This window comes from Coriobacteriia bacterium, from assembly GCA_013336165.1.
In the GTDB taxonomy this organism is placed as follows: Bacteria; Actinomycetota; Coriobacteriia; order Anaerosomatales; family JAAXUF01; genus JAAXUF01.
Genome location: JAAXUF010000003.1, coordinates 14,446 through 40,201 on the forward strand (window position 1 = coordinate 14,446; position 25,756 = coordinate 40,201).

Here is a 25,756-nt window from a genome sequence, read left to right on the forward strand (position 1 = left end):
ACGCCCGCCATCATGCCCCCGCGGCTTTGAGCGCCAGCAGCAGTGCCAGCGCGAGCAGGTTGTATGCCGAGTGCGCCACCATCGAGACCCACAGCGACCCTGAACGCACGTACAGCCAGCCGAGGATCACCGCCGTGAGCGCGATCGGCACGAAGTCGTAGCCGCTGAAGTGCGCCAGCGCGAAGACCACCGATGAGCCGACAATCGCCACCGGGATCCCCCACCGCTTCCGCAGTGAACGCAGCAGCACCCCGCGAAACACGAGTTCCTCGGCGAAGGGAGCGAGCACGCCTATTGCGATCGCAGCCATGATGGTGCCGGCCACACCTGCCGGGAAGAGCTTCGTAAGATCGACGCTCTGACCAGGAGGTGTGAGGTTGAGCACCGCAAGCACGATCGCGTACACGGCCGTCACCACGCGCGCAAGCACCGCTCCACCCAGCGCGGCCGCAAGCCACATCCCCGGACGATCGACCCGCGCAAACCCTACCGATCGCGCGAAGCCGAGACCGGATCTGCGCGTGCCCATCCAAACCGCCACGACGTAGAGTGCGTAGACAACGAACAGGACGACAGCCAGCAGCAGTACGGAGGCGCCGCCTCTCGCGAGGAAGTAGCTGCCGAGCACGGTCTCGGCAAGCACGAAGACCACCAATGCGAGCGCCCGGCCGATCCCCCACGCTCCCGCGACACCGGCAGCTTCAACCGGCTGCAGCGTAGACTCGCTCTCCACGTCGCCGGACGTCATGCGCCTTTGACCCCGCTTGGCGCTTCGCCGGTCGTAAGGATGCGCTCGAGGTCCTCCTCGGCAAGCACCGGCACACCCAGCTCGAGCGCGCGGTCGTACTTGGAGCCGGCGTCCTCGCCCGCGATCACAAATGACGTCTTCTTGCTGACGCTGCCGGAGACCTTCGCGCCCAGCGCCTTGAGCGTTTCGCCGGCCTGATCGCGCGTGAGGCGCGAGAGCGCGCCTGTGAGCACGAACGTCATCCCTGCGAGCGTCTGCGGCGCTTTCGGCTCGCGGCGCTCCTCGGCCAGACGCACGCCGCCGGCACGCAGGCGATCGAGAACCTCGATGTTGTCGGGATTCGCGAAGAACGCGCGTATGCTGGCTGCGATCTTGGGGCCGATACCATCGACTGAGGCCAGTGGATCGGCCGCCAGCGCGGCTGCTGCCGAGACCTCGCCTCCTGCCGGAAGCGGTGCCTCTGCCGCCTCGCGAATCGCATCGATGCTGCCGAATGCTGCCGACAATGCCTCGCCCACGGTCGCGCCCGCGTGGCGGATCCCGAGCCCGAACAGCAGACGCGCGAGCGGGCGCGTGCGGCTGGCGTCGATGCTCAGCATCAGCTTGGCGGCAACGGTCTCACCCAACAGGATCGCGGTGCCGTCCACGCGAGTGCGGCCCATGTCGAGGCCGGCGAGCTGCTCTTGCGTGAGTGCGTAGAAGTCGGCGACGTCGGAGAGCAGGCCCGTCTCGGCGAGGCGGGTGATGATCTCTGCGCCCATGCCGTCGATGTCGGCGGCTCCGCGACCGGCCCAGTGGCCGAGACGCTCGAGGCGCTGCGCAGGGCAGGCGACGTTGGTGCAGCGCACGGCGACCTCGCCCGGCTCGCGCCACACGGCCGCGCGGCAGCTCGGGCACACCTCGGGCATCCGCCACTCGGCGGCGCTCGCCGATCGCATGCCGAGAACGGGGCCGACGACCTCGGGGATCACGTCGCCGGCCTTGCGCACGACGATGGTGTCGCCCACGCGCAGGTCCTTGCGGTGGAGTTCGTCTTCGTTGTGCAGCGTGGCGCGCGCGATGGTCGAGCCGGCGACGGTCACGGGATCGAACTCGGCGAGCGGTGTGAGAACGCCGGTGCGGCCCACCTGCACGCGGATGTCGCGCAGCACGGTGGTCTTCTCCTCGGGAGGGAACTTGAACGCGATCGCCCAGCGCGGGGCCTTGCTCGTGTAGCCGAGTTCCTCTTGCAGCGCGATCTGGTCAACCTTGACCACCACGCCGTCGATCTCGTACGGCAGCGCATCGCGCTTCTCAAGCGCCGCCTCGCAGAAAGCTCTCACCTCCGTGGCGTCCGCGCACACGGTCACGTCCGGGTTCACGCGGAAGCCGGCGGCGCGCAGCCACGCGAGAACCTCGCCCTGGCTCGCAACCCCGAGCGCTCGTGGGTCGGCGGAGGCGTAGAGGAACGTCGCCAAGTCGCGGCTCGCGGTGACGCCGGGATCCTTCTGCCGCACGCTTCCGGCAGCGGCGTTGCGCGGGTTGGCAAACGGCGGCAGGCCCGCCTCGTCCTGCTCGGCGTTGAGGCGCTCGAAACTCGCCCTGGGCATGTAGACCTCGCCGCGCACCTCCAGTGACGCGGGTGCGGCAACGCCCTCGCGCAACCTCAGCGGCACGTCGCGGACGGTGCGTATGTTGACGGTGATGTCCTCGCCCACCCGCCCGTCGCCGCGTGTGGCCGCGCGCACAAGCAACCCGTCCTCGTACGTGAGCGCGAGCGACGAGCCGTCGATCTTGAGCTCGCATACGTATGTGCAGCGCCGCTCGCCGAGCGCCTCTCGCACCCGCGCGAGCCATGCGTCGAGTTCGCCCAGATCCATCGCGTTGTCGAGCGAGTACATGCGCGACGCGTGCGCGACCGGCGCAAACTGCTCGCTCGGCGCGGCTCCGATGCGCTGCGTGGGAGACTCGGGCGTGACCAGCTCGGGGTATGCGGCCTCAATCGCCTCAAGCTCGCGGACGAGCGAGTCGTAGACGGCGTCGGAGACCGCAGGAGAGTCGAGCGCGTAGTAGAGGTGCGCGTTGCGCTCGATCTCAAGCCGCAGCTCCTCAGCGCGGCGCGCGGCTGCCTCAGTCTTGGTGGGGACGTCAGCCAAGGTTGTTAGCCTTCCTCGCCTGCCAGCCTCTGAACGTGCACCGGCCCGACCTCATAGATGACGACCGCGGGTACGAATCGCTGTGGGCGCTCGGCCTCGTAGATCCATGTGTCGGTGAGCGTCACTTTGAAATACGTTCCCCCCGGCGCTGCAACCGGCTCGACGTCGACCTTGTTGCACAGGTAGGCGCGCAGCTCGGTCTCAACGTAGTAGGCGAAGACGCGGATCGCGTCTTGGTATTCGGAGTACAGCTTGAGGCGCTTCTCGGCCTCGAACATATCCAGCTCGTCGATGCTGTCCACGTGGCGGTCTTCCTTTCATCCGGCGAACTGCCAAAAACGGCGCGGTAACGAAGCGCCGCTTCACATTCTATCGCTTCCACCTGCGCAGGTTCGCCGATTGTGGCGATACCTTCTACGCTATATCCTTGGAACAGCGACATTCCTCTGTCCGTCCTCTGAAGAAACGGTGGAACCGCCGCCATGGAACAGGTCTTGGGTCTTTGCATCTCGCTTGACCGCTCGGCTCACCAGACGTTCACGCACATGGCAGCTGACTGCTCCGACCCTGAACTTGCGGCAGTGTTTCGCCGCATGAGCAGCGAAGAGTCCACTCACGTGTCTTGGTGGTCGCAACTTCTCGAACAGTCGCATGCCGGCCTCCTCCCTCCGCTTGCAGATAAGGACGAAGTTGTCGCGCAGCTTGAAGCGATCCAATCCGAGTTCGCGCAGACGATTCCCGCAGACACGGCTGGGCTGCCCTGCGACCGCATGCTTGAGATCGCGCTTCGCATGGAGTTCTTCATGCTCGATCCGCTCTTTGGGGAGCTGCTCGATCTGCTGGATCCCGGCGCGACGACCAATCATGCCGACGAGTACGCCCAGCACGTGATCGGCCTCACAAAGGCCATCGAAAAGCACTACAGCCACAGGGAAATTGCGCCGATGCTCGCTGGGATCCTGACTCGCATCTTCGCCGAGCAGGGCGTGCTCGCGACTTTGGCTGTCCACGACCCGCTCACCGGAATCTACAACCGCCGCGGCTTCTACGGCTACCTTCAGCAGTGGTCGGCCTGGTCGGAGCGCTACGAACACCCGCTTGCCGTACTTCTCATCGACGTCGACAACTTCAAGACGATAAACGACACTCTGGGGCACCCCGCGGGAGACACAGTGCTCGAGTCCGTCGCTGCGGCGCTGGGCAAGGCCGTGCGAAAGGTCGACGCGGTCGGCCGATACGGCGGCGACGAATTCGTCATCCTGGCTCCCGAGACCGGCGCAGCGGAACTACCGATGCTTATGGAGCGGGTGCTGCAGATGGTGCGAGAGGCTCGGCCGCTCTCGGAGGACCAGCGCGCTCGAGTTACCGTCAGTGTAGGCGGAGCGTACACGAGCGGCGGGCTCGCGGTGACTCCGGAGCAACTGCTCTCGGCGGCGGACCGCTCTCTCTACGAGGCGAAGGCGGCGGGAAAAGACTGCGCGGGCACGCCGATCGAGATCACAGCGGAGTAGGAGCGGGCGTGAACCGCGCCGCCTAGAGTCCTGCGGCGAGTTCGCCTGCGTGGTAGCTCGAGCGCACGAACGGCGCGCTCGCCACGGCTGCGAACCCGAGTTTGTAGGCGTCGCGTGCCAGCTGCGCGAACACACTCGGCTCGACGAACTCGGCTACGGGAAGATGCGCCGCGCTCGGCCGAAGGTACTGGCCCAGCGTGAGCGCCGTGACACCGTGCGCGAGCAGGTCGTGCATGACTTCGCGCACCTCGTCCGGCGTCTCGCCAAGCCCGAGCATCAGCCCCGACTTCGTGGGCAGATCCGGCTGTGTTTCGCGCACGCGCGCCAGCACCGCAAGCGAGCGGGTGTAGTCAGCGCCGGGGCGCACTTCGGCGTACAAGCGAGGAACGGTCTCGAGGTTGTGGTTGAAGACCTCCGGACGGGCCGCCGCCACAGCGTCGACGCTCTCCATCCGGCCTGCGAAGTCGCTGGTGAGCACCTCGACGGCCGTCTCCGGCGCAGCCGAGCGGACCGCGTCAATGACCGCGACCATATGGGCGGCACCGCCGTCAGCCAGATCATCGCGCGTCACCATCGTGATCACGACATGCGACAGCCCCATCCGCACCACAGCCTCGGCCAGCCGCGCCGGCTCTCCCGAATCGAGCGCCTCCGGAACGCGCGTCTCCACCGCGCAGAAGCGGCACCCGCGCGTGCAGGCATCACCCATCACCAGAAACGTCGCGGTTCCTTCCGCGAAGCACTCCCCGCGGTTGGGGCACTTGGCCGACTGGCATACGGTTGAAAGCCCCAGCTCGCCGAGCAACCCGGCAACCTCGGTCCCGCGTCCGGGCGTGGCGACCGGCCGCCTCAGCCAGGCCGGAAGCCTGGCCTCTGTGGAACCGTGCCGATACGCGCCGTCTTGTGTGCCGTTGCTCATCTAGACCTTGGAGGCCGCATCGGCGGCGGCCATCTTGATGACCTCGGAGACGGTCGGGTGCGCGTGAACCGTGTGCGCAATGCCACCCACCGTGATCCCGTGCGCCATCGCAAGCGCAACCTCGTGGATGATCTCGACCGCGTGCGGTCCGACGATCTGGCAACCCAGAATGCGTCCGGTGCCCTTCTCGGCGACAAGCTGCACGAAGCCATCGCCCTCGCCCTCGCCCAGCGCCTTGCCGTTGGCGGCGAACTTCGCGACCGCCTGAATCGCGTCGATTCCGTCGGCCTTGGCAGCGTCGCGCGTGGCGCCAACGACCGCGACCTCGGGGAACGTGTACACGCATGCCGGCACGCAGTCGTAGCACATCGACGACAGTGCGGCACCCTCGCCCGCGAGCTGCGCGATCGCGTTTCGGGCAGCCAGCACGCCTTCCTCCTCGGCGACGTGCGCAAGCATCATCCCGCCGATAAGGTCGCCGATCGCGTAAACGTTCGCGACGTTGGTGGAGAAGAACTCGTCAACCTTGATCGCGCGACGGTCAAACTCGACGCCCGCTTCGGCGAAACCGAAACCTGCCGAGTTGGGAACGCGCCCCACGGCGCTCATCACGATGTCGCTTTCCAGTACGGCGCCCGAGCGCAGCGTGGAGAGCATGCGCCCGTCGGCGCGCTTAACGCTCTCAACCGCGTCGCCGAGGTGGAACTCCACACCCATGGCCTCGAGCCTGCTCTGCGCCAGCTTCACCACGCGCTTGTCGTTACCGGGCAGCACCTGGTCCATCAGCTCGACCACGGTGACCTTGCTGCCAAACGCGGCGTACGCGCAGGCGAACTCCAGCCCGATCACGCCGCCGCCGATGATGACGATGTCGCCGGGGATCTCGGAGAGCGCGACCGCTTCATCGCTTGTCCACACGCCCTCAAGGTCGTGGTCGATGTTGGGGAGCTTGAAGACTTCCGAGCCCGTTGCCAGAATCACGGCATCCGCCGAGATGGTCTCGGCACCGCCCCCAGTGAGCTCGACTTCGATGGTGTGCGGAGCGTCAGCCACCAAGCGGCCGGTGCCATAGACCACGCGAACCTTCAGACGCTTGGCGGTAGCTTCGATCTGGCCCACCAGATCGTCGACAACGCCCTCTTTGCGGACCCGCAGGCGATCGATATCGACGGTGGCGCGCTGCGCGACGAGGCCGAACTCCTCGGCTTCCGCGGTGTCCTTGACGATGTGCGCCGAGCGCAGAATGGTCTTCGTGGGCACGCAGCCCCAGTTCAGACACGTACCGCCGAGCCTGCTGCGCTCGATGAGCGTGACCTCGGCGCCGAGCCTGGCCGCCTCAAACGCCGCGGCATATCCGCCGGGACCTCCACCAAGGACTGCGATCCGCATCTGTTAGCCTCCTGAAAAGCTGCGCACTTCGGGACAAAACGTCCGAAGATTCTAGCATGCCGATTGACGCCTCTACGCGTTCGGAGTCGGAATTCCTGCGCCCTCAAGAATGCGCCCGACGGCGTCATCTGCGCCCAGCGGCATGATGTGGATCCCGTCGGCGATCTGCGCAAGCTCGCGCACCTGCTCGGTCGCCAGCGCGATAGCTTCCTCAAGAGGCTTCTCGGCGCGGGCGATGCGATCGGCGATGTGGTCGGGGATCATGAGGCCGGCGAGGTTCTCGTTGATGAAGCGCACCACGCGCGGGCTCTTGAGCAGCAGCACACCGGCGATGATCTTGACGCCTGTGGGGCGCAGCGCCTCCACCGTGCGTGCGAACTTGTCGATATCGGTGATCGCCTGGGTCTGGAAGAACTCGGCGCCTGCCTCGATCTTGCCCAGCGCGCGCTCCATCTGGATCTCCCACGGCTCAGCCTCAGGGAACAGCGCCCCGCCGATGTAGAAGCCGGTTCCGCCGTCGAGCTTGGAACCGTTCATGTCGATGCCGGCGTTCAGGCTCGCGGTGACTTCGATGAGCTGCGTCGAGTCCAGGTCGAAGACGCCTTTGCACTTGGGGTGGTCCCCGCCGCGCGGGTCGTCGCCGGTGACCACGAGCACGTTTTCCAGCCCCAGCGTCCAGGCCGCAAGCAAGTCGCTTTGCAGCGCGAGGCGGTTTCGGTCCCGGCAGGTCTGCTGGAAGATCGGTTCGCACCCGCCGCCCGAGTCCAGGACCACCTTCGAGGCCGCCAGCGACGACAGGTGCAGCGTGGCGCCCTGGTTGTCGGTCACGTTGAGCGCATGGCACAGCGGCGCAAGCTTGCGCACACTCTCGCGCATCGCCGAGTAGTCGGTGCCGTGCGGCGGCGCGACCTCGCCGGTCACCACGAACTCGCCGCGCACCAGCGTGTCGCGAAAGCGGCTCATCGCGGCCCACCCCCGCTGCCTTTGGTTTCTCTCAGGTTCACCGAACCCGGCTTCAGTTTCGCCGAGTAATCCTTGGGCGCCAGCGCGCCCGATCTGGTACGGCCCTGCTCGGCAAGCCGGCGGTGAATCTTCACGTGTGTGCACTCGCGATCGGTGAGCACCTCGCACTTGCCGTCCCACATGCCGCCGCACGGGCCGTTGAGCAGCCCTTTGGGGCAGGTCGTGACCGGACAGATGCCGGCGGTCTTGTCGAGCACGCAGTCTCCGCACATCTGACAGCGCTCCTCGAACACCCCGTGCCGAATCACGTTGCCCAGAAACACGCTCTCAAGCCCCGGAAAGACCGGCTTTGCGATGCTCTCGGCGACGGTCTGAACTCCCGCGCCGCACGACAGCACGAGCACGGCGTCGGCCGCCTCGAGCAGACCTGCGTGCTTGCGCATGTCCAGGCGCGTCCCGCCGAGGTGGCAGGCGACCTCGCCCACTGCCCAGCCCGCGACCGCGAACCCGTCGGCCTCCAGCGTCGCCTTGGCGGCCAGAACCTCCGGCTCGCCCCCGGTCTTCGACGTGGTCGCACACTGGCCGCAGCCCATGATGAAGACGCTCCTCGCGCCGACCTCAGCGAGATTCGCGCGGATGCGGTTCCAGTCCCTGGGCTTCGTGATGATCATGCGCCGACACCGGCCCCTGCGGCCGCGACAGCCTCGCGCACAGCGCGCACGCACCCGGGTGCGTCGGCAGCGTAGCCCACGCCGATGGAGGCAGCCCACTCGCCGGTCACGACCGCCCCGCCGACCAGAACCGGCATCGCCGAGTACCGCGCCCGCACCGCATCCACGGTCGCGCGCATCGCCGGCAGCGTCGTCGTCATGAGTGCCGAGAGACACACGGCATCCGCGTCCGCCGCGGCGGTAACCACCGCCTCGCCGGCAACGTCGACGCCCAGATCGGTGACTTCGAAGCCTTGGCTCTCGAGCAGCGAGACGCAGATATCCTTGCCGATGGAGTGGATGTCGCCCTTCACGGTCGCAAAAACCACCCTCCCAGCCGAGATCCCCGCGCCGCCCTCAGGCAGGTGCGTCTTGACTTGCGCGACGGCGGCTTTCATCGCCTCGGCAGCCACCATCAGCTGCGGCAGGAAGACCTCGCCGCGCCCGTACGCGTCGCCCAAGCGCTGGATCGCCGGCGCCAGTACGGCGCTGATGACGTCCTCGGCGGCCAAGCCACCCGCGATCACGGCGTCGATCAACGCAGGCGCGCCGTCGGTGTCGCCGCGGAGCACGGCGGCCTCAAGCGCCGTCGCCGGATCAGCCGCGCCCTCACCGGCGCCGGAAGCGCCCGCAAGCGCCTCGGTGCCGCTGGCGGCGTGAGCCAGAGCGGCCGCGTACGCCGCGTCCCATGCCGCCCACGCATCCTCGCCATGGCCGATCACGCCTGCGTCCTGCGCCGCGCGCGCCACATTGACCGTGCGCAGCGCCTCCATCACCACATGATCGTTAGGATTCAGCAGCGCCGCGTCCAGCCCCGCCTCTGCCGCAGCGCCAAGAAACGCGGCGTTGAGCAGCGGCCTATCGGGCAACCCGTGGCTCACGTTCGACACTCCGAGGATGGTCGCCAGCCCACGCTCATGCGCCGCGGCAAGCGCGCCCAGCGTCACCCTCGGCGCACCCGGATCGGTTGCCGCCGTCATCACGAGCGCGTCGACCACCAGTGCGTCGTCGGACAACCCAGCCTCGTGTGCAGCCTTGCGAACCCGCTCCACTACCGCCACACGCCCATCAATGCTCGCCGGGATCCCGGCGTCATCGAGCGCGAGCACGACCATCGCCGCGCCGTAGCGGGCGGCAAGCGGCAGGACCGCCGCGATGGACGCCGGATCCCCATTCACGGAGTTGATGAGGGCCCGGCCGGGATAGATGCGCAACGCGGCCTCAAGAGCCGCGAAATCGGTGGTATCGATCACAAGCGGCAGATCGGTCGTGCCGACCAGCGCCAGTACGGCCGCCGGAAGCGTCGCGACGGCATCAACGCCCGCAGCGCCTACGTTGACGTCAAGCAGATCCGCACCGGCCTCCTGCTGATCGCCCGCAAACGAGCGCACGATGCTCATGCTGCCAGCTCGGAGCGAATCGGCCAGAGCACGCTTGCCTGTAGGGTTGATGCGCTCGCCAACCACGCGCATCGGCGCTGTCGCCCCCAGCGTCACGACCCGCCGGGGACCGGCGAGCACCGTGCCCGCATACCCGCGACCCTCCACCTCGACGACGTCCATATCGGCGACCTCGGCGACGATGGCACCGGTGAACGTCGGCGTGGATCCGCAGCAGGAGCCAATCATCGCCGCGCCTGCTGCGCGGAACTGCACGGCAGCCGCAGCCATCTCGTCGGGCGTTCCGGGGAAGACGGTCGCACCGCTTGCGTCAAGCGTCGGAAGGCCGGCGTTGGGCTGCACGAACACAGGCAGCCGAGTGGATGCGACCATGCGCGCGACCAGCGGCAGCATCTGCTCCGGCCCCAGCCCGCAGTTCATGCCGACAGCGTCAGCGCCTGCGGCTTCCAGGACCACCGCCGCGGTCTCGGGATCGGTGCCGGAGAGGTCCATCCGGCCGGACGCACCAAACGTGCAGCTCGCGAAGACCGGCAGATCGCACACGGACTTCGCGGCCATAACGGCACAGCGAACCTCGGCGATATCGGTGAATGTCTCGAGCATGATGGCGTCGGGGTTCTCGGCGGCAAGCGCGGTCATCTGCTCTGCGAAGGCGGCGAAGACCTCCTCGAACGTCGCCGACCCGAGCGGCTCCATGACGAGTCCCGTGGGGCCGACGTCGGCCAGTATGTGCGCCCCGCCTTCTTTGCGGGCCAGGTAGACCGCGGCGCGGTTGAGCTCCGCCACGCGGTCGCCGAGGCCGTACTCAGCAAGCTTGGGCCGAGAGCCGCCGAACGTGTTCGTGGTCGCGCAATCAGCGCCTGCAAGCCGGTAGAACCGGTGGATCTCGCTGATGACTTCCGGAGCGGTCACGTTGATCAACTCGGGGCATTCGCCCGCCGGAATCCCGGCACGCTGTAGCATCGTCCCCATCGCGCCGTCGATGATGAGAAGGTCGCGTCCAAGGCGCATCATGATGTCCGGCATGATCGGTCCTTTCGCCCTGGCCGAGATTCTCGACTGCGGCCCTCGCGCTCACGCGAGGCTTGATGTGTGAGCCAATCAGTTTAGCGTAGTGCCATAACACTGCGTAGACGCCGTACTGCGGCTTCCACGATCTCGTCGTGATCGAAGGCCAGCGGCGAGGGCAGCGCGTCGAGCGGGAACCACGCAGCCTCTGCGGCATCGTCCCCGCCGAGAACCTCGGGCATTTCCGGTCCCACGTCGGCCACGTAGGCCGCACACACGTTCCAGCCGCGCGGATCGCGCCCGGGATCGCCGAACGCAGCCACCGGAATCATCGCACCGCTCCAAGCCAGGCCGGTCTCCTCGGCAAGCTCGCGACGGGCGGCGTCCTCGAGGCGCTCCCCTTCGTCCACGAAACCTCCCGGAAGCGCCCACCTGCCGAGGTACGGCTCGGCGCCGCGGCGGATGAGCAGCGCCTTTCGCGCCCCGGCTGGACCCGCGAGAGCGACTGTGTCGGCGGTCAGCGCGGGCCGGGCGTAGTCGTAGCAGTACTTCGTCATACGAGCTCCGTTTCCTCGGCATGAGTGTACTAGAGAATCCCGACAAACAACGGTCCCCGAGCGCTACACTGGGTGAATTCTGTTTGACCGCTTTCGGAGGCTGCATGTCCGCCCTGTCACACCGCACCAAAGTCATTCTCGCCATGCTCACGTTGTACGTCGTCTGGGGCACAACGTACCTCGGCATCAAAGTCGGCATCGACGCGAATCTACCGCCCACGCTCTTCGCCGGCATCCGTCAACTTCCCGCCGCGCTACTCATGTTCGCGATCGCAGCCTCTCGCGGCGCTTCCCTCAAGATCTCGCCGCGCGACCTGCGGATATCGGTGATCGTTGGAATCCTGCTCATCTGCGGCGGCCAGTACTTCACCTTCCTCGCCGAGGTCTCGATTCCGTCGGGCATCTCGGCGCTGGTTGTGGCCTTGCTGCCGCTCTGGATCGCGCTTGCCGAGTCGGCGTTTCCCGATATGCAGCGACCTGGACGGCTCGGCTGGCTTGGCTTGGCGGTCGCATTCGCGGGGCTCGGGATCCTGCTGTGGCCACGCATCGTTGACATGTCGACCAACAGCCACGAGCTGCTTGGGATCGGACTTCAAGTACTGGGAGGCTGGCTGTGGGCCGCGGGCACTATCTACAGCAAGCGCCACCCCGTCAAAGCCAACAACATGGTGATGACGGCCTACGAGATGCTGGCCGCGGGGTGTGTGCTGCTCATTCTGGGAAGCTTCCTCGGTGAGTGGCCACTTCTGCATTTCACTCCGAAAGGCCTGGGCGCGCTTGCCTACCTCGCCGTATTCGGAAGTGCGCTCGCCTTCACGGCGTTCACGTACGCCCTCAAGCATCTCCCTGCAAGCAAGGTCATGACGTACGCCTACGTGAATCCCGTCATTGCGGTGTTCGCCGGCGCGCTCGCCGGACGCCTCGGACTCGTGCCGCCGGAGCCGATTACAGCAGTGACATTAATCGGCATGGTGGTGATCGTTGGCGGCGTTGCGCTGGCCACCTCGGCGCCGGTCCTACCGCCTCGGAAGGAGTCTGGAATCCGCCCAAGCGGGTCCGAAGCGGCCGAAGCGGTCCCCAGCGAGGTCTGAGAGATCCCTTCGAAGCGGGGTTTGATGCCCTGAGCAGGGCTTTTAAGTCCACACCATCTCCACAATCGGTTCATTCCCCCTCCTTCCCGTTGCGAGAAAGTGGTCTTGCGGCAAACAGCCGACAGATCGCACCGCAGACACGAGGGAGGTCGCCATGAGCACAGTAATCGTCGCAGCAGCTTCGATGGCGATCATCGCTTTCTGTGTTGCGTATCTCGCCTCTGACTACTCCGAACGGATGGTTCGTATCAGACAGAGCTAACACACCAACTCCGGCGCCCATCCCAGCGCCTCTTCTCCCTCCTTGTGCGAAACGACCCGGTCTGGCAGAACCGGGTCGTTTCGCGTTTGGGGGGTTCTTTCCCGCTGCCGCCTCACGCCGTGATTTGACGGCGTCTGGCGCACTGCCACGGTAGTCGGTCGCTGATCGGAGCGACTTTCCGAGAGACTCCCCCTCCTTTTCGTGGCTCAGGTTCAACCAGAGCCACTTCTTGCGCCTCTGACGTGCAGTTTTGTTGCAACACTCAAGTTTACGTTCACTCTTGAATTCTATATATGTGTCATCTATTATATGTTTGATCTTATATCACTGTTTAGGGGGTTTCAGTGTCTCTAGAGGCGGCGATTCTCGGCTTTCTGAGCGATCGGCCGCGCTCCGGCTATGACCTCAAGACGCGGGGCTTCGACATCTCCCTCAAGGACCTCTGGACGGCCGATCAAGCGCAGATCTACCGGACGCTGGAGCGCCTGCAGACGGCCCGGCTCGTGACGTCCAAGCGCAAGCGTCAGTCCGGCAAGCCCGATCGCCGCATCTACGACGTCACCCCGGCAGGACGCGCGTTCTTGTCCGGCTGGCTTGCAGAGACGACCCCCCTTCCGCCCGCCAGAGACGCGCTCCTGCTGCGGATGTACTTCAGTGCCGAGCTCCCCGACGAGCATCTGGTGGCGTCCTTGTCGGCAAGACGGGAATTCCACCAGGACCGGCTCAATCACCTGCGATCCCAGCTGCTGGCTCCGCAGACGGCTGAGGTGGCTGCCGACCCGCGGGCTGAAGGCCTGCGGGAGATGGCGGTTGACGGCGCCATCGCGTCAGAGCGCGCCGCAATCGACTGGCTGGACAACTGCATCGAGATCATCAAACGCGGCAAGCTTCCCGCCGCAATCGAGGCTGATGGGGGCGCGGCCCTCTTCGGAAGGGGAATCGGATGAGGATTGTCGCGATCGACGCCAGCCCGACACGAGGCGTGGTGAGCTTTTCGGTGGAAACGGCCGCACAGGCGGCTGCCTCGAGCGGCGCAGACATCAGCCGGGTTCGTTTGTCGGAACTCAGGATCCACAGCTGCACGGGTTGCGGTATGTGCCGCTACACGGGACGCTGCAAGATCCCCGACGATCTCCCCTCTCTGGCTGATGCGATCGCGCAAGCCGATGGCGTGATCTTCGGCATGCCTTCGTACTTCCGGCACCCCGACGAGCATCTGAGGGCGGCGCTTGAGAGGCTGCAGCACTTCTTCCCGGACGACAGACAACTTGTGCTGCCAGGCACTGCGCGATCCGGGGCACCATCACATGCCCAGAAGCGCGCGGTTATCATCACCGCCTGCAACGCTCCTGAACCTCTGGCGACCTTCTTCGGCTACACGACCGGCCCCATCCGCGAGCTGCGGCAAGCACTGGCAATCACCAAGATCAGGACAATTGGATCTCTCGCACTCACGGGCAGTTGGGGACGACAGTCGTTCGACGACTGGGAACATGACAGGGCGAGTTCACTCGGCCGAATGCTGGCAGGAAAAGCATAGGAACAGCGGTCAGCCCAGCAGCAGGTCCATGACCTTTCGACCGGGATCAAGCACGTACCCTGTCCCGGCAGCGGCAACTTCGTCAAACGAAGCAGCACCGTTCGTCGCGATTCCCGGTCCCCAGAGCACGAATGGCACAGATTCGGCCGAGTGAGTCTTGATCGCGACCGGCGTCGGATGATCGGGCATCGCCAGAACGCGAACGTCGTCCCGATCCCGGGCCACTTCTCTGACGCGCGAAATCACCTCGCGGTCGATAGCCTCAATCGCAGCCACTTTCCCGGCAGTGTCGCCGGCGTGGCCCTCCTCGTCCGGGGACTCAACGTGAATGACCACGAGGTCGTAGTCGCCGAGAGCGTCCAGCGCGCCGGCAGCCTGGGCCGCGTAGTCGTTGTCCGAGCCGCCTGTCACTCCCGCGATGGTGAGCCGATCCATGCCGAACAGCACCGCAAGCCCGTTCAGAAGGTCAACTCCGCTGGTCATCGCCGCGCGCACGCCTCGCAGTTCCGCAAACGGCGTCAACGCCCTCGGCGCAGATCCCGGCCAGAACGGCCACACGTCGGTGGCAGCAAGGTGCCCCCGGGAGGCACGCAGCCGGTTAGCCGAACTCTTGGCGAGGAGGGGACGTGCGCTCTCCATATAGCCGAGCAGAAGTTCAGTGCCCGATCCCTTCGGCAGAAACGGTTCGATTCGCCGATCGGAGATGTCGTGAGGCGGCGTGTACGTGCCCTCAAGCAGTTCCGGATGGCCTGTCACCACGAGGATGTGCCGGTAGGCCACGCCCGGATACAACTTGAATGCGTCGTCATCGAGCTCGGCGGCGAGATCCGCGACGATCGCGTGCGACTCCTCGGTGCTGATGTTGCCGGCCGCATAGGACGCCATCACGCCATCGACGACCGTCACGAGGTTGAGACGCAGGGCCACCTGATCCGGTGCAAGTGCGATCCCCATGCTTGCCGCCTCGATCGCACCACGCCCGACCCAATCGGCGACGGGGTCATAGCCCAGGATCGACGTGCACGCAGCCGATGACGAAGGCTCGGTGTTCTCGGGAACCGTCCGTGCACATCCGAGCAACCCGCGACGCGCCAGCGCATCCAAGTGAGGAGTGAAGGCGGCCTGCAGTGTCGTCCTGCCGCCGAGCTCCTCGATCGGCCACCCCGCCGCTCCGTCCAGAATCACGACCACGTATTTCATGCGCAGAGTCCTTAGCTCCTCGGCTACAAGGGAAAGCGTACAACAGGAACGCGCGGATTGGGGGCGCGGGAATCTCGGCAGCCCACGTTTGCATGTGCGGAGCGCTGACATGAACTGATCTGGCGAGCGGCACCGCCCGCTCGGCCGCCCACTCGGGTATCATGCTCGCATGAAGCTGACTACATACCATGACACCCGCGGGCTCGACACCGAGCCCAAGACGTTCACCCAGGTCGTCGTCGAGGGCATCGCGCCCGGAGGCGGGCTGTACGTGCCCGACGAGCTGCCGGCGTTCTCTCTTTCCGAGATACTCTCGCTTTCCGAGATGCCGTACTGGCAGCGCGCTGCGCATGTGTTCGAGCGGTTCGGCGTCGATGTCGCGCCGGAGCGTATCGCTGCGCTCATGCAGCAGGCGTACGGTTCCCAATGGGACGACGAGCGCATCGCGCCGGTCGAGGAAGTCGTGCCAGGCACGTGGGTGCTAGAGCTGTGGCACGGCCCCACCTCGGCGTTCAAGGACATGGCGCTGCAGTGTATGCCGCTCTTCTTCTCCGAGGCGATCGAAGTGCAGCGCGCGCAGGGCCGCTCGGCGGACGACTATCTGATCCTCGTAGCGACGTCGGGCGACACCGGCAAGGCCGCGCTCGACGGCTTCGCCGATCGCGCTCACACCAGCATCATCGTCTTCTACCCCGCCGAGGGTGTCAGCGACATCCAGCGCAAGCAGATGGTCACGCAGCACGGCGAGAATGTCGGCGTCTTCGGCGTGCGCGGCAACTTCGACGACTGCCAGTCGGCCGTCAAGGCGGCGTTCGCCGATCCCTCCTTCGCCGAGATGCTGCACGCCGAGCACGGGCTGAAGCTCTCCAGCGCCAACTCTATCAACTGGGGAAGGCTGCTGCCGCAGATCGTCTACTACGCGAGCGCGTACGCCGACATGGTAGCCGGCGGAGGAGTCGTCGAGGGTCGGCCCATCGATGTGTGCGTGCCGACGGGCAACTTCGGAAACATCCTCGGTGCGTACTACGCCAAGCGCATGGGCGTGCCGATCGGCAGGCTACTTGTGGCATCCAACGAGAACAACGTGCTGGCCGACTTCATCGCCACCGGCGTCTACGACATCTCGGACCGGCAGTTCGTTACAACGCCGAGCCCCTCGATGGACATCCTGATCTCCAGCAACCTGGAGCGGTTGCTGTTCGAGATCACCCGCGACCCCGCACGCATCCGCGAGTGGATGGCGTCGCTCGCCCAGACCGGCCGCTTCCAAGTCGACCGCGAGACCTTCGGCGCGATCCGCGAGCTGTTCTCGGCAGATTACGCCGACAATGACGAGTCACTCGAGACGATCCGCAACGTCCTTGCCGACAGCGAGTACCTGCTCGACCCGCACACCGCTGTGGCTTGGGAGATCGCTGAACGGCTGCGCGAGCGCGACCCCGTGCTCGTGGTGTCGACCGCGCATTGGGCGAAGTTCGGCACAGACGTGTACAAGGCCCTGGCCGGCATCCCGTACGACGAGATCCTGCCGGACGGCATCCGCGAGCTGACCGGCGTCGAGCTGCTGGCGCGAGTGACCGAGCTGGCGCCGGACGCATACGCGCCCAAGTCGCTCACCGAACTCGACGACATGGCCGAGCGGTTCTCAGTCGTGGTGGATGCGGGGCGGACCGGCGTCGAAAACGCCGTCCTGACCTGGCTCTAGACCCACGCTGCCTTCGAGAGCGCGCCGAGTGCTTCGAGTTCACTGCCGTAGGCGATCTGGTCGCGCGACTCCATGCGCCCGTAGAGCGCCCGGCTGATCCAGTACACCTGTTTTGACGTCAGCAGGTCTCGGCGGCGGTCCTGCATGATGGCGCGAGAGAGTTCAAACGATCGCACGGTGCGCACGTCGGAAGTTCTCGGGTGCTCCATGATGGCGCCACCAGCGGTGTAGACGATGATTGCCTCGACCGGCACCGAGCTCAGCTCGCCGCCCGACCAATGGGCGAGGGCCTCACGCATGGATCGCGCAACCTGTTCGGCCGAATCGATGTTCGATGTGCCGCTTGAAACCGCGGGACCTGACTGACGACGGCGCTCTATGCGCACAGCAAAGACGCCGGTCGGCCCGACCACGACGTGACCCACGCTGTCGGGAGCGCCGGAGCCGCCCAGGTTCCAGTTCATGTCGGTGAAGATAGCGTACGTGCGAGGCAGCGTCGAAAGCTCGCGATCGACGAGCATCCCGCCGTCAGCCCGCTTCAACTCCCTGAAGTGGCGACCGGCGTCCCGGGCCAGTCGGCCGACGCGCGGTGCCAGCGCAATCAGGATGGCCATGCCCACAAGGAAGCCGAAGAACGCGGAGAGGTACTGCCCCTGCATAGTGAGCACTACCTCGATGACGCCCCACGCCAACAGACCGGTGACCAAGAGCCCGATTTTGACGGCCCCTCTTCGCGCCCCGATATACGCCGGCCTACCGAATGTGTGCGCCATGGAACCCGCCCCCGTTCCGCTCCCGTTTTCTACATCCGAAGTATCGGCAAGTACCCGGTAATCCTTGACACCCTGACCGCCCGCCCTACACTGTGATGCCATCGACAAACAGAAGACGTGAAAGCCGCGCATGCCCGAAGAAGATCGCGAGATACTGCACCGCTTCCTCGACAACCTCTTCCGAGACTGCACGCGGGTCTCCCGGTTGGACGTCATCATGAGAGCACAGGCATTGGACCTCGACGAGGAACTCGCCGGACTCTTCGAGTTGCTTCCGCCAGGCCCGTACGTACGTCACAGGCTTGCCGACCAGCTGAATTCCGCGATCGTGGGACACGGCTGGAGCCGCCGATACGGGACAGTTGAATAGCCAAGACGCCGAGTGGGCAAACGTCGGGTGGCTCTCTTCGGCCGTTCTGGGATAATGCAGCGTGGTGTCGCTAGCACAATCGTCACGAAGGGATCTGGAAGCCGATGAGGTTAACGGCTGTTCTGGCCGCCAAGACCGTCTCCGCACTGTCGAGAGTCACGCGGCGGGGCAGCGGCATGACCTACTCCGGCATCATTGCCGAGCGGCTGGATCCCACGTTCATCCGCGACATGGCAGGGGATCCGCGCGATGGCGTAATCGTCCTCACGGGCACCAACGGCAAGACGACGACCGCTAAGATGCTCGGGGACGCGCTGGCACAGTGGCCTCGCACGATCGTGCGCAACGACTCCGGCTCGAACCTGCGTCAAGGCATCGCCTCGGCCCTCGCACTCGCGGCACACCCGCTCACCGGTGCGATCACGGCCGACCTGGCCGTCTTCGAGGTCGACGAAGCGACCATGCCCCGAGTTGCCCCCGACCTCTCCCCCCGCCTTATCTGCGTCACGAACCTCTTCCGCGACCAGCTCGACCGCTATGGCGACCTCGACGGAACCGCGGAGAAGATCCGCGAGGGTCTCTCGGCAACTCCGGGCGCAACGGTGCTGCTGAACGCCGACGATCCCATTGTCGCCGGGCTTGCAAGTTCGGCACGCGGGCCTGTGGTCACGTTCGGGATCGACGATCCGGCGCTCGCTCGCCCCGTATCGGGCCGCGGACTCAACACGGCGCATTGCCCCACGTGCGGTGGAAGCCTCGCGTTTGCCCGCGTCTACTACGGTCACTTGGGCGACTGGGGATGCCCGCACTGTGCGACCGTGCGGCCGACGCCGGAGTACGTGGCGCGCGACATCGAGCTTTCCGCCGAGTCTTCGCGGTTCACCTTCGTCGCCGAGGGAGTCGCCACCCGCGTCGATCTTCCGCTGACGGGGGTTCATAACGTCTACAACGCTCTGGCGGCGCTGGCCTGCGCGACGATCGCAGGGATGCCCGCCGAGCAGGCCGCCGCCGCGATCTCCCGATTCAAGCCCGCATTCGGCCGTGCCGAGAAGCTCGATGTGGACGGCAAACTCATCGAGATCGCGCTTGCGAAGAACCCCATCGGCGCCGAGCAGGCAATCGCGACGGCGCTCTTGCTCGGAGCGGAGACAATCGGCATTGCGCTGAACGACAACTTCGCCGATGGCACCGACGTGTCGTGGATCTGGGACATCGATCTTGATTCGATGGATTTGTCCCGCGCATCGTTCGTGTTTTCAGGAAGCCGCGCGGAGGACCTTGTTCTCAGGCTCAAATACGCGGGCGTGCGCGGTGACCGCATCCTGATGCAGAAGAACCCGGCTGAGGCTATCCTCATGCTTGCCCAGCGCATGTCCGACGATCACAGCGTGTACATGCTGGCCACCTACACTGCCATGCTTGAGCTGCGAGGCGCCTGGACTCCCGTCGGCGACCGGTTCTCGGGGCTTGGAAAGAGGCTCGCGCATGACGGCTGACATCCCCGCTCGCAGGAAGATCAAAATCGCGCACCTCTACCCCGAGGCCATGGATCTCTATGGCGACATCGGCAACATCATCACGCTGTGCCGACGCTGCGAGTGGCGTGGGATCGACGTCGAGGTTCTTGAGGTGCGAGCCGGAGACGACGCGGACCTGCACGACGCCGACCTGCTCGTCATGGGGGGCGGCCAGGACAGCGCGGAGTCTTACGTGGCAAGCGACCTGAAGGCACGCGGCGCGCTCATCCGCACGCTTGTCGATGAGGGCGCTGCTGCGCTCGTCGTGTGCGGAGGATTGCAGCTCTTCGGCCTCACCTACGAGACGGCGTCGGGTGCGGAGCTGGAAGGCATCGGCGTCTTCAATGTGAGGACGACGGCGGGCGGGCGGCGCTACATCGGCAACATCGCGATCGAAGCCAAGCTGGGCACACCAAGCGATGCGGTGGAGCCGGAAACCGTGGTCTTGGTCGGCTTTGAGAACCACTCGGGCCTCACCCACGTCGGCGGGGACACTCTTCCGCTTGGGCGCGTACTCATGGGAGCGGGCAACCTCGGCGACGGATCAGTCGAAGGTGCAATCTACAAGAACGCCATCGGCACGTACCTGCACGGGCCCGTGCTGCCCAAGAATCCCAAGCTCGCGGATCACCTCATCGCAACCGCTCTCGCGCACCGCTACGGCGTGAACGAGCCCCTCGGCGAACTCGATGACACTGCCGAGATGGCCGCCCATGCGGTCGCACTCACACGCTGCGAAACCGGGCGCGTCGCCGGGCCGGTGCGAAAGAAAGCCTAGCCCGGGGCGGGATGCGGAGTCGTCGATCCGTGCAGCTAGCGTGCACGATCCTTGCATACACTCCTGAGCACCAGATAGCCCGCGTAGCCGGCCACGACGGAAGCGATCATGATCGCGGCCTTCGCTTCATTGACTTGGGATGCGTCACTGAAGGCCAGCCCGCTAATGAAAATCGACATCGTGAAACCGATTCCGCCGAGGATACCGGCACCAATGATGTGGCGCCAACCTGTGCCCGACGGAAGCTCGACCAGGTGAAAGCGTTCCGCGAGCCACGTCGCCAGCACGATTCCGAACGGCTTGCCGAGCAGAAGGCCGAGCGTGACGCCCAGTGCGATCGGGGTCGCGAAGAGATCGGTAAGGCTTGCGTCAACGAATCTGACCCCCGCGTTAGCGAGCGCGAAGAGCGGGAGCACCAGAAACGTCGTCCACGGGTGCAGCGCGAATTCGAGCCGCTGCAGAGGCGCGGATGTATGGTGTGCTGCTCGGCGGATGCGGCGAGCCACGATTTGCTGGCGATCATTCTCAAGAACGTGCTCCCCCCGAACGTGATGGCTCTCGATCTCGGAACAGTCTTCGCGGGTCTGTCGAGCAAACGACAGGGGATCGAGCTTGGCGGTGGACGGGATCGCGAAAGCAAGCATGACGCCTGCGATGGTCGAGTGAACGCCGCTCAGTAGCACGCAGAACCACATGAGCACTCCGACGATCAGGTATGGTGCCGGATGATCGACCGAGAGACGATTCAGCAGGACGAGCGCGACGAGCAGCAGAACCGCAAAGGCGAGCCATAGCACGGAGAGATCCGCCGTGTACGCAACCGCTATGATCAGGATGGCACCGATGTCATCCACAATCGCCAAAGACACGAGGAATACCTTGAGTCCCTGAGGCACGCGGCTGCCGAGAAGCGCCATGACCCCAACTGCGAACGCGATGTCGGTCGCCATCGGGATACCCCAGCCGCTCTCCCCTGCCCCTCCGTAGTTCAGCGCTAGGTACACAAGTGCAGGGACAGCCATACCGCCGATGGCGGCGAGCAGCGGGAGCGCTGCCTTTCGACGAGCAGAGAGCTCGCCAACGAGAATCTCGCGCTTGATCTCGAGCCCGACTACCAAGAAGAAGAGTGCCATGAGTGCATCGTTGACCAGATCGACCAGCGGCATCGAGAAGCCGTGATCGCCGATCGCGATGCCGACAGAAGTCTCCCAGAACGCCTCGTAAGCCACATGGAGCGGCGAGTTCGCGAACACCAGAGCGATTACCGTAGCCGCCAGCAGCACGATCGCGCCAACAACCTCGGTGCTCAAGAACCGCCCAAAATCCTCGGGCATACGCTTGGGCATCGACAATTTTCTAGGGATCGTGGTGCTCACTTGCTTTCTCTCTTCTCCGCCGAGGTGCCGTCGCTCTCAAGCGTACTTCAACTCGGCTTGCTCCCTTGTGTCTGCAAGTGTACCAACTAAGCGTTCCGAGAGCCGACCAAGAGGCATAGCACGGTCGCGTGTGCGCCCCCTATAAGTCGAACTCTGATCCACCGGAGGCGGAAGTGTTAGGACAGAAGCGAGTACAGGTACACGACGTATCCGCAGAGCAAGCCCGCGCCCTCCCACCGATTCAACACCGAACCACGCCACATGAGCGGTAGCAGCAGCACAGCGCTTGCGACCATGACGGCAAGGTCGGTCGCCCTGAGCCCCTCCACGTCGAACGGACGTATCAGAGCGGCCACGCCGAGAACCGCCAAGATGTTGAGGATGTTCGATCCGATGACATTGCCGAATGCGACATCTGCTTCGCCCCGGATGGCAGAAGTGACTGACGTCGCAAGCTCAGGCAGACTCGTACCTATCGCAACGATTGTAAGGCCTATCACGACTTGACTGATCCCAAGTGTCTCGGCGATGAACACAGCACCCTTGAGCAGCATGTTTGCCCCGAGGAGCAGTGCCGCTAACCCGGTCGCAAGTAGTATCAGATCCACACTCAGACGACGCTTGGGACTCACCAGTGCCTCGTCGAATTCCGCCTCAATCGCACGACCCTCGCCGCGCTTCGCCGCAGAATAGGAGAATACCGTGTAGGCGACGGCCCCCAGAACCAGAAGGAGCCCGTCGAGACGGCTTAGGCTTCCGTCAAGGAGCATGCCCCCTAACACCAGCGTTACAGCAATCATCAACGGCACTTCGCGCAGGATCAACTCGGAGCGCACACGCATTGGCTTCACGAGAGCGGCGATTCCTAGGACAAGCGCAATATTGCTGATGTTGGAACCAACAATGTTGCCCAAAGCCAGACCGCCGTTTCCGGCTCGTGCCGCTTGGACACTCAGAACGAACTCGGGGCTGCCCGTACCGAACGCGACGATGGTCAGGCCGATCACCAGCGATGTGACACCGAGGCGAAGAGCTAGGGCCGTGCTTCCGCGAACCAAGCCCTCGGCCCCGATGACCAAGAGCAGAAGCCCGCCGACCATGAGGAGAACATTGAGGAGCACTTGTATCGATCCTCCGTACGCATGTGCGCACCACCTTGAGCAAAAAGGAGCGCGCCGGCACTCGGCCGACACGCCCGTGCTTTCGCCTTTCAGGATACCGCTATCCGAAGCGGCCCGTGATGTATGCTTCCGTGCGTTTGTCATGCGGCGTCGTGAACATCGCCTTGGTGTCCCCATACTCGATCAGCTCCGCGGGCCGATCCATCGACTCACGCAACATGAAGGCGGTGTGGTCGGAAATACGCGCTGCCTGCTGCATGTTGTGGGTCACGATCACGATCGTCACGGTTGGCTTGAGCTCGGCGATAGTGTCCTCGATCTGCTGGGTCGAGATCGGGTCGAGTGCCGAGGCCGGCTCGTCCATCAGCATGACCTCGGGTTGAGTCGCCAGCGCACGTGCAATGCAGAGGCGCTGTTGCTGCCCACCGGAGAGTTCGAAAGCATGCTTCTTGAGCGAACCTTTGACCTCATTCCAAAGGGCGGCACGCCGCAACGACTCCTCTACCAGTGTGTCGAGCTCGGCGCGCTTGCGTATCCCTTGCGTCCGAGGCCCGAAGGCGACGTTGTCGTAGATGGTCATCGGGAAAGGATTGGGCCGCTGGAACACCATACCCACGCGCATCCTGAGTTCCACAGGATCAACGTCTCGGCTGTTGATGTTCACCCCGTCGAGCAGCACTTTGCCGCCCGTTGTCACGTTGCCCACTTCGTCGTTCATGCGGTTCAGCACCCGCAGCAGCGTGGACTTGCCGCATCCCGACGGGCCAATAAGCGCCGTCACTTTCTTGGGTGCGATGTGCATGCTGACGCCCGCGACCGCGGTCTCCTTACCGTAAGTCACCGACACGTCAACGAGTTCGAATGTCCCGCTCGCGGACTCTACCATCTGATCTTGCTCCTTTGCCGAGAACGCCAGGCGGCCGCGAGCACTCCCGCGATCGTCACGCCTGCCACGAGTACGAGGGCGGTTCCCCACACGATGTGCGGGGCGGGTTTCACGGCCTGAGTGGCCATGATGTAGAGGTGGTACGGCAGCGCCATGACCGGCTCGAACGGGGAGTTCGGCAGCGGGGCATAGAATGCGGCGGCCGTGAGAATGATCGGCGCGGTTTCCCCGGCGGCTCGAGAGAGGCCGAGGATCGACCCGGTAACGATCCCCGGTGCTGCCGCGGGCAACACCACACGTGCAACCGTACGCAGTTTCGTGGCACCCAAGGCAAGCGACGCCTGCCGAAGGTCCTGAGGCACCTGACGGAGCGCTTCTTCAGTCGCGGAGATGACGACCGGCAGCGTGAGACATGCAAGGGTCAGCGAACCTGCAATGAGCGACTTGCCGAAGTGCGCCACGATGACGAAGAGCGCCAGGCCGAACAGCCCGTACACGATCGACGGAACTCCCGCCATGTTCGCAATCGACAGCCTGACGATGCGTGTGCGCAGGCCGCGTTTGGCGTACTCAGAGAGGTAGATGCCTGCTCCGACGCCCAGCGGCAACGCGAATAGTGCGGTCCCGAAGGTAAGGGCGAGCGTGCCGTAAATTGCCGGCCAAATACCGCCTGCGCGCATGTTGCTCTTGGGCATCGCCGAGAGAAACTCGGCCGTGATCGAAGGCGCCCCGCGGTAGACGATGGCGCCGATGACGCCGATCGTCGCCACCACCGCGAAGAGGAGGCACGCGCCGGTGATGATCTTGGCGGTCGTCTCGAACGCACGGGCGCGCTTGACCCGCGACTTCTTCATAGCAGACGTGCTCATCGACGCCACCTCTTACGCTGACGCTCGAGCACCATGTCGGCGGCAAGGTTGATCAGGAACGTGATGACGAACAGCACCAGACCCATCGTGAACAGCACTGAGTAGTGCTCTCCCCCACTCACGACCTCACCCATCTCCTGAGCAATCGTCCCCGTGAGCGTGCGCGCTGCCTCAAGCGGTGAAGAGATGATGAGGCCGGAGTTCCCGGCAAGCATGAGCACGACCATTGTCTCGCCGATGGCCCGGCCCAAGCCCAGCATCACCGCCGCGAAGATACCCGAGGACGCCGAGGGAACGACAACCTTGTAGATCGTCTGCCACCTTGTGTTGCCCAGAGCGAGCGACCCCTGCCGCAGGTCCTTGGGTACGCTGTGCAGCGCGTCCTCGGAAATCGAGATGATGGTGGGCAGCGACATGATTCCCACGACGAGGCCGGCCGTCAGCGCCATGAGCCCCGAGCTAACATGGAACGTCGTAGCCAGCAGCGGGGCCAGATACGCCAGCCCGAGCAGTCCCAACACGACCGACGGAACGGCGACCATGAACTCCACGACCGACTTTGTGACCTCCTTGACCCAACCCGTGGCGAACTCGGACAGATAGATCGAGCCCGCAATGCCGATCGGAACTGCGAGCAGAAGCGCGATGCCGGTCACCCACAGCGAGCCCACTATCGACGGCAGGAAGCCATACCTGGCAGGCTCAATCGTTGGATACCAGTCCGTGCCCGAGAGCATCTTCCACAAACCCACATCCCGGAGGGCCTGCGTTGCGTTCCATGCGAGAAATACAAAGATGGCCACGAGAACCGCAATGGCCACCCACCCACACACCCATATTGAACGCCTGGCGATCGCATCGGCCGCCCGGTTGAAGGCCGGGCGGCCCTTGCGCGCCGTCTTCTGTGAAGACGGTACAGTCATGTCAT

General features: G+C 65.1%; 24 protein-coding genes. 8 read left to right on the plus strand and 16 right to left on the minus strand.

What is annotated here, in order from left to right:
* Positions 1–10: 10 nt before the first annotated feature.
* The 3 genes from HGA39_02905 to HGA39_02915 are packed head-to-tail and all read right to left on the minus strand — an operon-like array spanning position 11 to position 3,185.
* Positions 11–748, minus strand: a complete 738-nt coding sequence (locus tag HGA39_02905; GenBank protein ID NTW28298.1) for a CPBP family intramembrane metalloprotease — start codon at positions 746–748, stop codon at positions 11–13.
* Positions 745–2,883 (minus strand): NAD-dependent DNA ligase LigA, encoded by a 2,139-nt coding sequence (gene ligA, locus HGA39_02910; GenBank protein NTW28299.1) that lies wholly within the window; start codon positions 2,881–2,883, stop codon positions 745–747. Before ligA ends, HGA39_02905 begins: the two co-directional genes overlap by 4 nt.
* 5 nt (positions 2,884–2,888) lie before the next feature.
* Complete coding sequence (locus HGA39_02915; GenBank protein NTW28300.1) at positions 2,889–3,185, minus strand: DUF2469 family protein; 297 nt, start codon at positions 3,183–3,185, stop codon at positions 2,889–2,891.
* 180 nt (positions 3,186–3,365) lie between these two features.
* On the opposite strand from HGA39_02915, the gene HGA39_02920 reads away from it, so the two are divergent.
* Positions 3,366–4,394, plus strand: a complete 1,029-nt coding sequence (locus HGA39_02920) for a diguanylate cyclase (GenBank protein NTW28301.1) — start codon at positions 3,366–3,368, stop codon at positions 4,392–4,394.
* 22 nt (positions 4,395–4,416) lie between these two features.
* On the opposite strand, the gene lipA is transcribed toward HGA39_02920, so the two are convergent.
* The 6 genes from lipA to HGA39_02950 all read right to left on the minus strand — a co-directional run bounded on the left by lipA (position 4,417) and on the right by HGA39_02950 (position 11,340).
* Positions 4,417–5,313, minus strand: coding sequence for a lipoyl synthase (gene lipA / locus HGA39_02925; protein ID NTW28302.1), 897 nt, complete (start codon positions 5,311–5,313; stop codon positions 4,417–4,419).
* Positions 5,314–6,702, minus strand: a complete 1,389-nt coding sequence (lpdA, locus tag HGA39_02930) for a dihydrolipoyl dehydrogenase (GenBank protein ID NTW28303.1) — start codon at positions 6,700–6,702, stop codon at positions 5,314–5,316. It abuts the gene before it with no gap.
* Between the two features lie 72 nt (positions 6,703–6,774).
* The gene (locus HGA39_02935; GenBank protein ID NTW28304.1) at positions 6,775–7,665 is read right to left on the minus strand and encodes a methylenetetrahydrofolate reductase; all 891 of its coding nucleotides are present in this window, start codon (positions 7,663–7,665) and stop codon (positions 6,775–6,777) included.
* Entirely contained in the window at positions 7,662–8,336 is a 675-nt protein-coding gene (locus HGA39_02940) for a 5,10-methylenetetrahydrofolate reductase (protein NTW28305.1), read from the minus strand. The genes HGA39_02935 and HGA39_02940 overlap by 4 nt, the downstream gene beginning before the upstream one ends.
* Entirely contained in the window at positions 8,333–10,801 is a 2,469-nt protein-coding gene (locus tag HGA39_02945; protein ID NTW28306.1) for a dihydropteroate synthase, read from the minus strand. Before HGA39_02945 ends, HGA39_02940 begins: the two co-directional genes overlap by 4 nt.
* 80 nt (positions 10,802–10,881) lie before the next feature.
* Positions 10,882–11,340, minus strand: a complete 459-nt coding sequence (locus HGA39_02950; protein NTW28307.1) for an NUDIX hydrolase — start codon at positions 11,338–11,340, stop codon at positions 10,882–10,884.
* A 104-nt stretch (positions 11,341–11,444) separates the two neighbouring features.
* Here HGA39_02950 and HGA39_02955 point away from each other — a divergent pair, with 104 nt between their 5' ends.
* The 3 genes from HGA39_02955 (at position 11,445) to HGA39_02965 (ending at position 14,233) form a co-directional block, all read left to right on the plus strand.
* Positions 11,445–12,431 carry an EamA family transporter gene (locus HGA39_02955; protein ID NTW28308.1) on the plus strand — a complete coding sequence of 329 codons (987 nt, stop codon included), beginning with the start codon at positions 11,445–11,447 and terminating at the stop codon, positions 12,429–12,431.
* 606 nt (positions 12,432–13,037) lie between these two features.
* Positions 13,038–13,640, plus strand: coding sequence for a PadR family transcriptional regulator (locus tag HGA39_02960; protein ID NTW28309.1), 603 nt, complete (start codon positions 13,038–13,040; stop codon positions 13,638–13,640).
* Positions 13,637–14,233: a flavodoxin family protein gene (locus HGA39_02965; protein NTW28310.1), complete on the plus strand. Its 597-nt coding sequence runs from the start codon at positions 13,637–13,639 to the stop codon at positions 14,231–14,233. Before HGA39_02960 ends, HGA39_02965 begins: the two co-directional genes overlap by 4 nt.
* Positions 14,234–14,242: 9 nt before the next feature.
* Here the strand turns inward: HGA39_02965 and HGA39_02970 are convergent, their stop codons facing one another.
* Complete coding sequence (locus tag HGA39_02970; GenBank protein ID NTW28311.1) at positions 14,243–15,433, minus strand: cofactor-independent phosphoglycerate mutase; 1,191 nt, start codon at positions 15,431–15,433, stop codon at positions 14,243–14,245.
* Between the two features lie 169 nt (positions 15,434–15,602).
* Here HGA39_02970 and HGA39_02975 point away from each other — a divergent pair, with 169 nt between their 5' ends.
* Complete coding sequence (locus tag HGA39_02975) at positions 15,603–17,138, plus strand: threonine synthase (protein ID NTW28312.1); 1,536 nt, start codon at positions 15,603–15,605, stop codon at positions 17,136–17,138.
* On the opposite strand, the gene HGA39_02980 is transcribed toward HGA39_02975, so the two are convergent.
* On the minus strand, positions 17,135–17,911 hold the full coding sequence (locus tag HGA39_02980; GenBank protein NTW28313.1) for an NERD domain-containing protein: 777 nt from the start codon (positions 17,909–17,911) through the stop codon (positions 17,135–17,137). The two genes, HGA39_02975 and HGA39_02980, sit on opposite strands and share 4 nt — an antisense overlap.
* A gap of 130 nt (positions 17,912–18,041) precedes the next feature.
* Between HGA39_02980 and HGA39_02985 the strand changes: the two genes are divergently transcribed.
* The 3 genes from HGA39_02985 (at position 18,042) to HGA39_02995 (ending at position 20,576) form a co-directional block, all read left to right on the plus strand.
* Positions 18,042–18,281, plus strand: coding sequence for a hypothetical protein (locus HGA39_02985; GenBank protein NTW28314.1), 240 nt, complete (start codon positions 18,042–18,044; stop codon positions 18,279–18,281).
* Positions 18,282–18,385: 104 nt separating this feature from the next.
* On the plus strand, positions 18,386–19,777 hold the full coding sequence (locus HGA39_02990) for a DUF1727 domain-containing protein (GenBank protein ID NTW28315.1): 1,392 nt from the start codon (positions 18,386–18,388) through the stop codon (positions 19,775–19,777).
* Complete coding sequence (locus HGA39_02995) at positions 19,767–20,576, plus strand: glutamine amidotransferase (GenBank protein ID NTW28316.1); 810 nt, start codon at positions 19,767–19,769, stop codon at positions 20,574–20,576. Before HGA39_02990 ends, HGA39_02995 begins: the two co-directional genes overlap by 11 nt.
* Before the next feature lie 35 nt (positions 20,577–20,611).
* Here the strand turns inward: HGA39_02995 and nhaA are convergent, their stop codons facing one another.
* The 5 genes from nhaA to pstC all read right to left on the minus strand — a co-directional run bounded on the left by nhaA (position 20,612) and on the right by pstC (position 25,751).
* Positions 20,612–21,922: a Na+/H+ antiporter NhaA gene (gene nhaA, locus HGA39_03000; GenBank protein ID NTW28317.1), complete on the minus strand. Its 1,311-nt coding sequence runs from the start codon at positions 21,920–21,922 to the stop codon at positions 20,612–20,614.
* A gap of 206 nt (positions 21,923–22,128) precedes the next feature.
* Entirely contained in the window at positions 22,129–23,052 is a 924-nt protein-coding gene (locus HGA39_03005; protein ID NTW28318.1) for a calcium/sodium antiporter, read from the minus strand.
* Between the two features lie 121 nt (positions 23,053–23,173).
* On the minus strand, positions 23,174–23,959 hold the full coding sequence (gene pstB, locus HGA39_03010; GenBank protein NTW28319.1) for a phosphate ABC transporter ATP-binding protein: 786 nt from the start codon (positions 23,957–23,959) through the stop codon (positions 23,174–23,176).
* Entirely contained in the window at positions 23,953–24,828 is an 876-nt protein-coding gene (pstA, locus tag HGA39_03015) for a phosphate ABC transporter permease PstA (protein NTW28320.1), read from the minus strand. Before pstA ends, pstB begins: the two co-directional genes overlap by 7 nt.
* Positions 24,825–25,751 (minus strand): phosphate ABC transporter permease subunit PstC, encoded by a 927-nt coding sequence (gene pstC / locus HGA39_03020; protein ID NTW28321.1) that lies wholly within the window; start codon positions 25,749–25,751, stop codon positions 24,825–24,827. Before pstC ends, pstA begins: the two co-directional genes overlap by 4 nt.
* Positions 25,752–25,756: the final 5 nt, after the last annotated feature.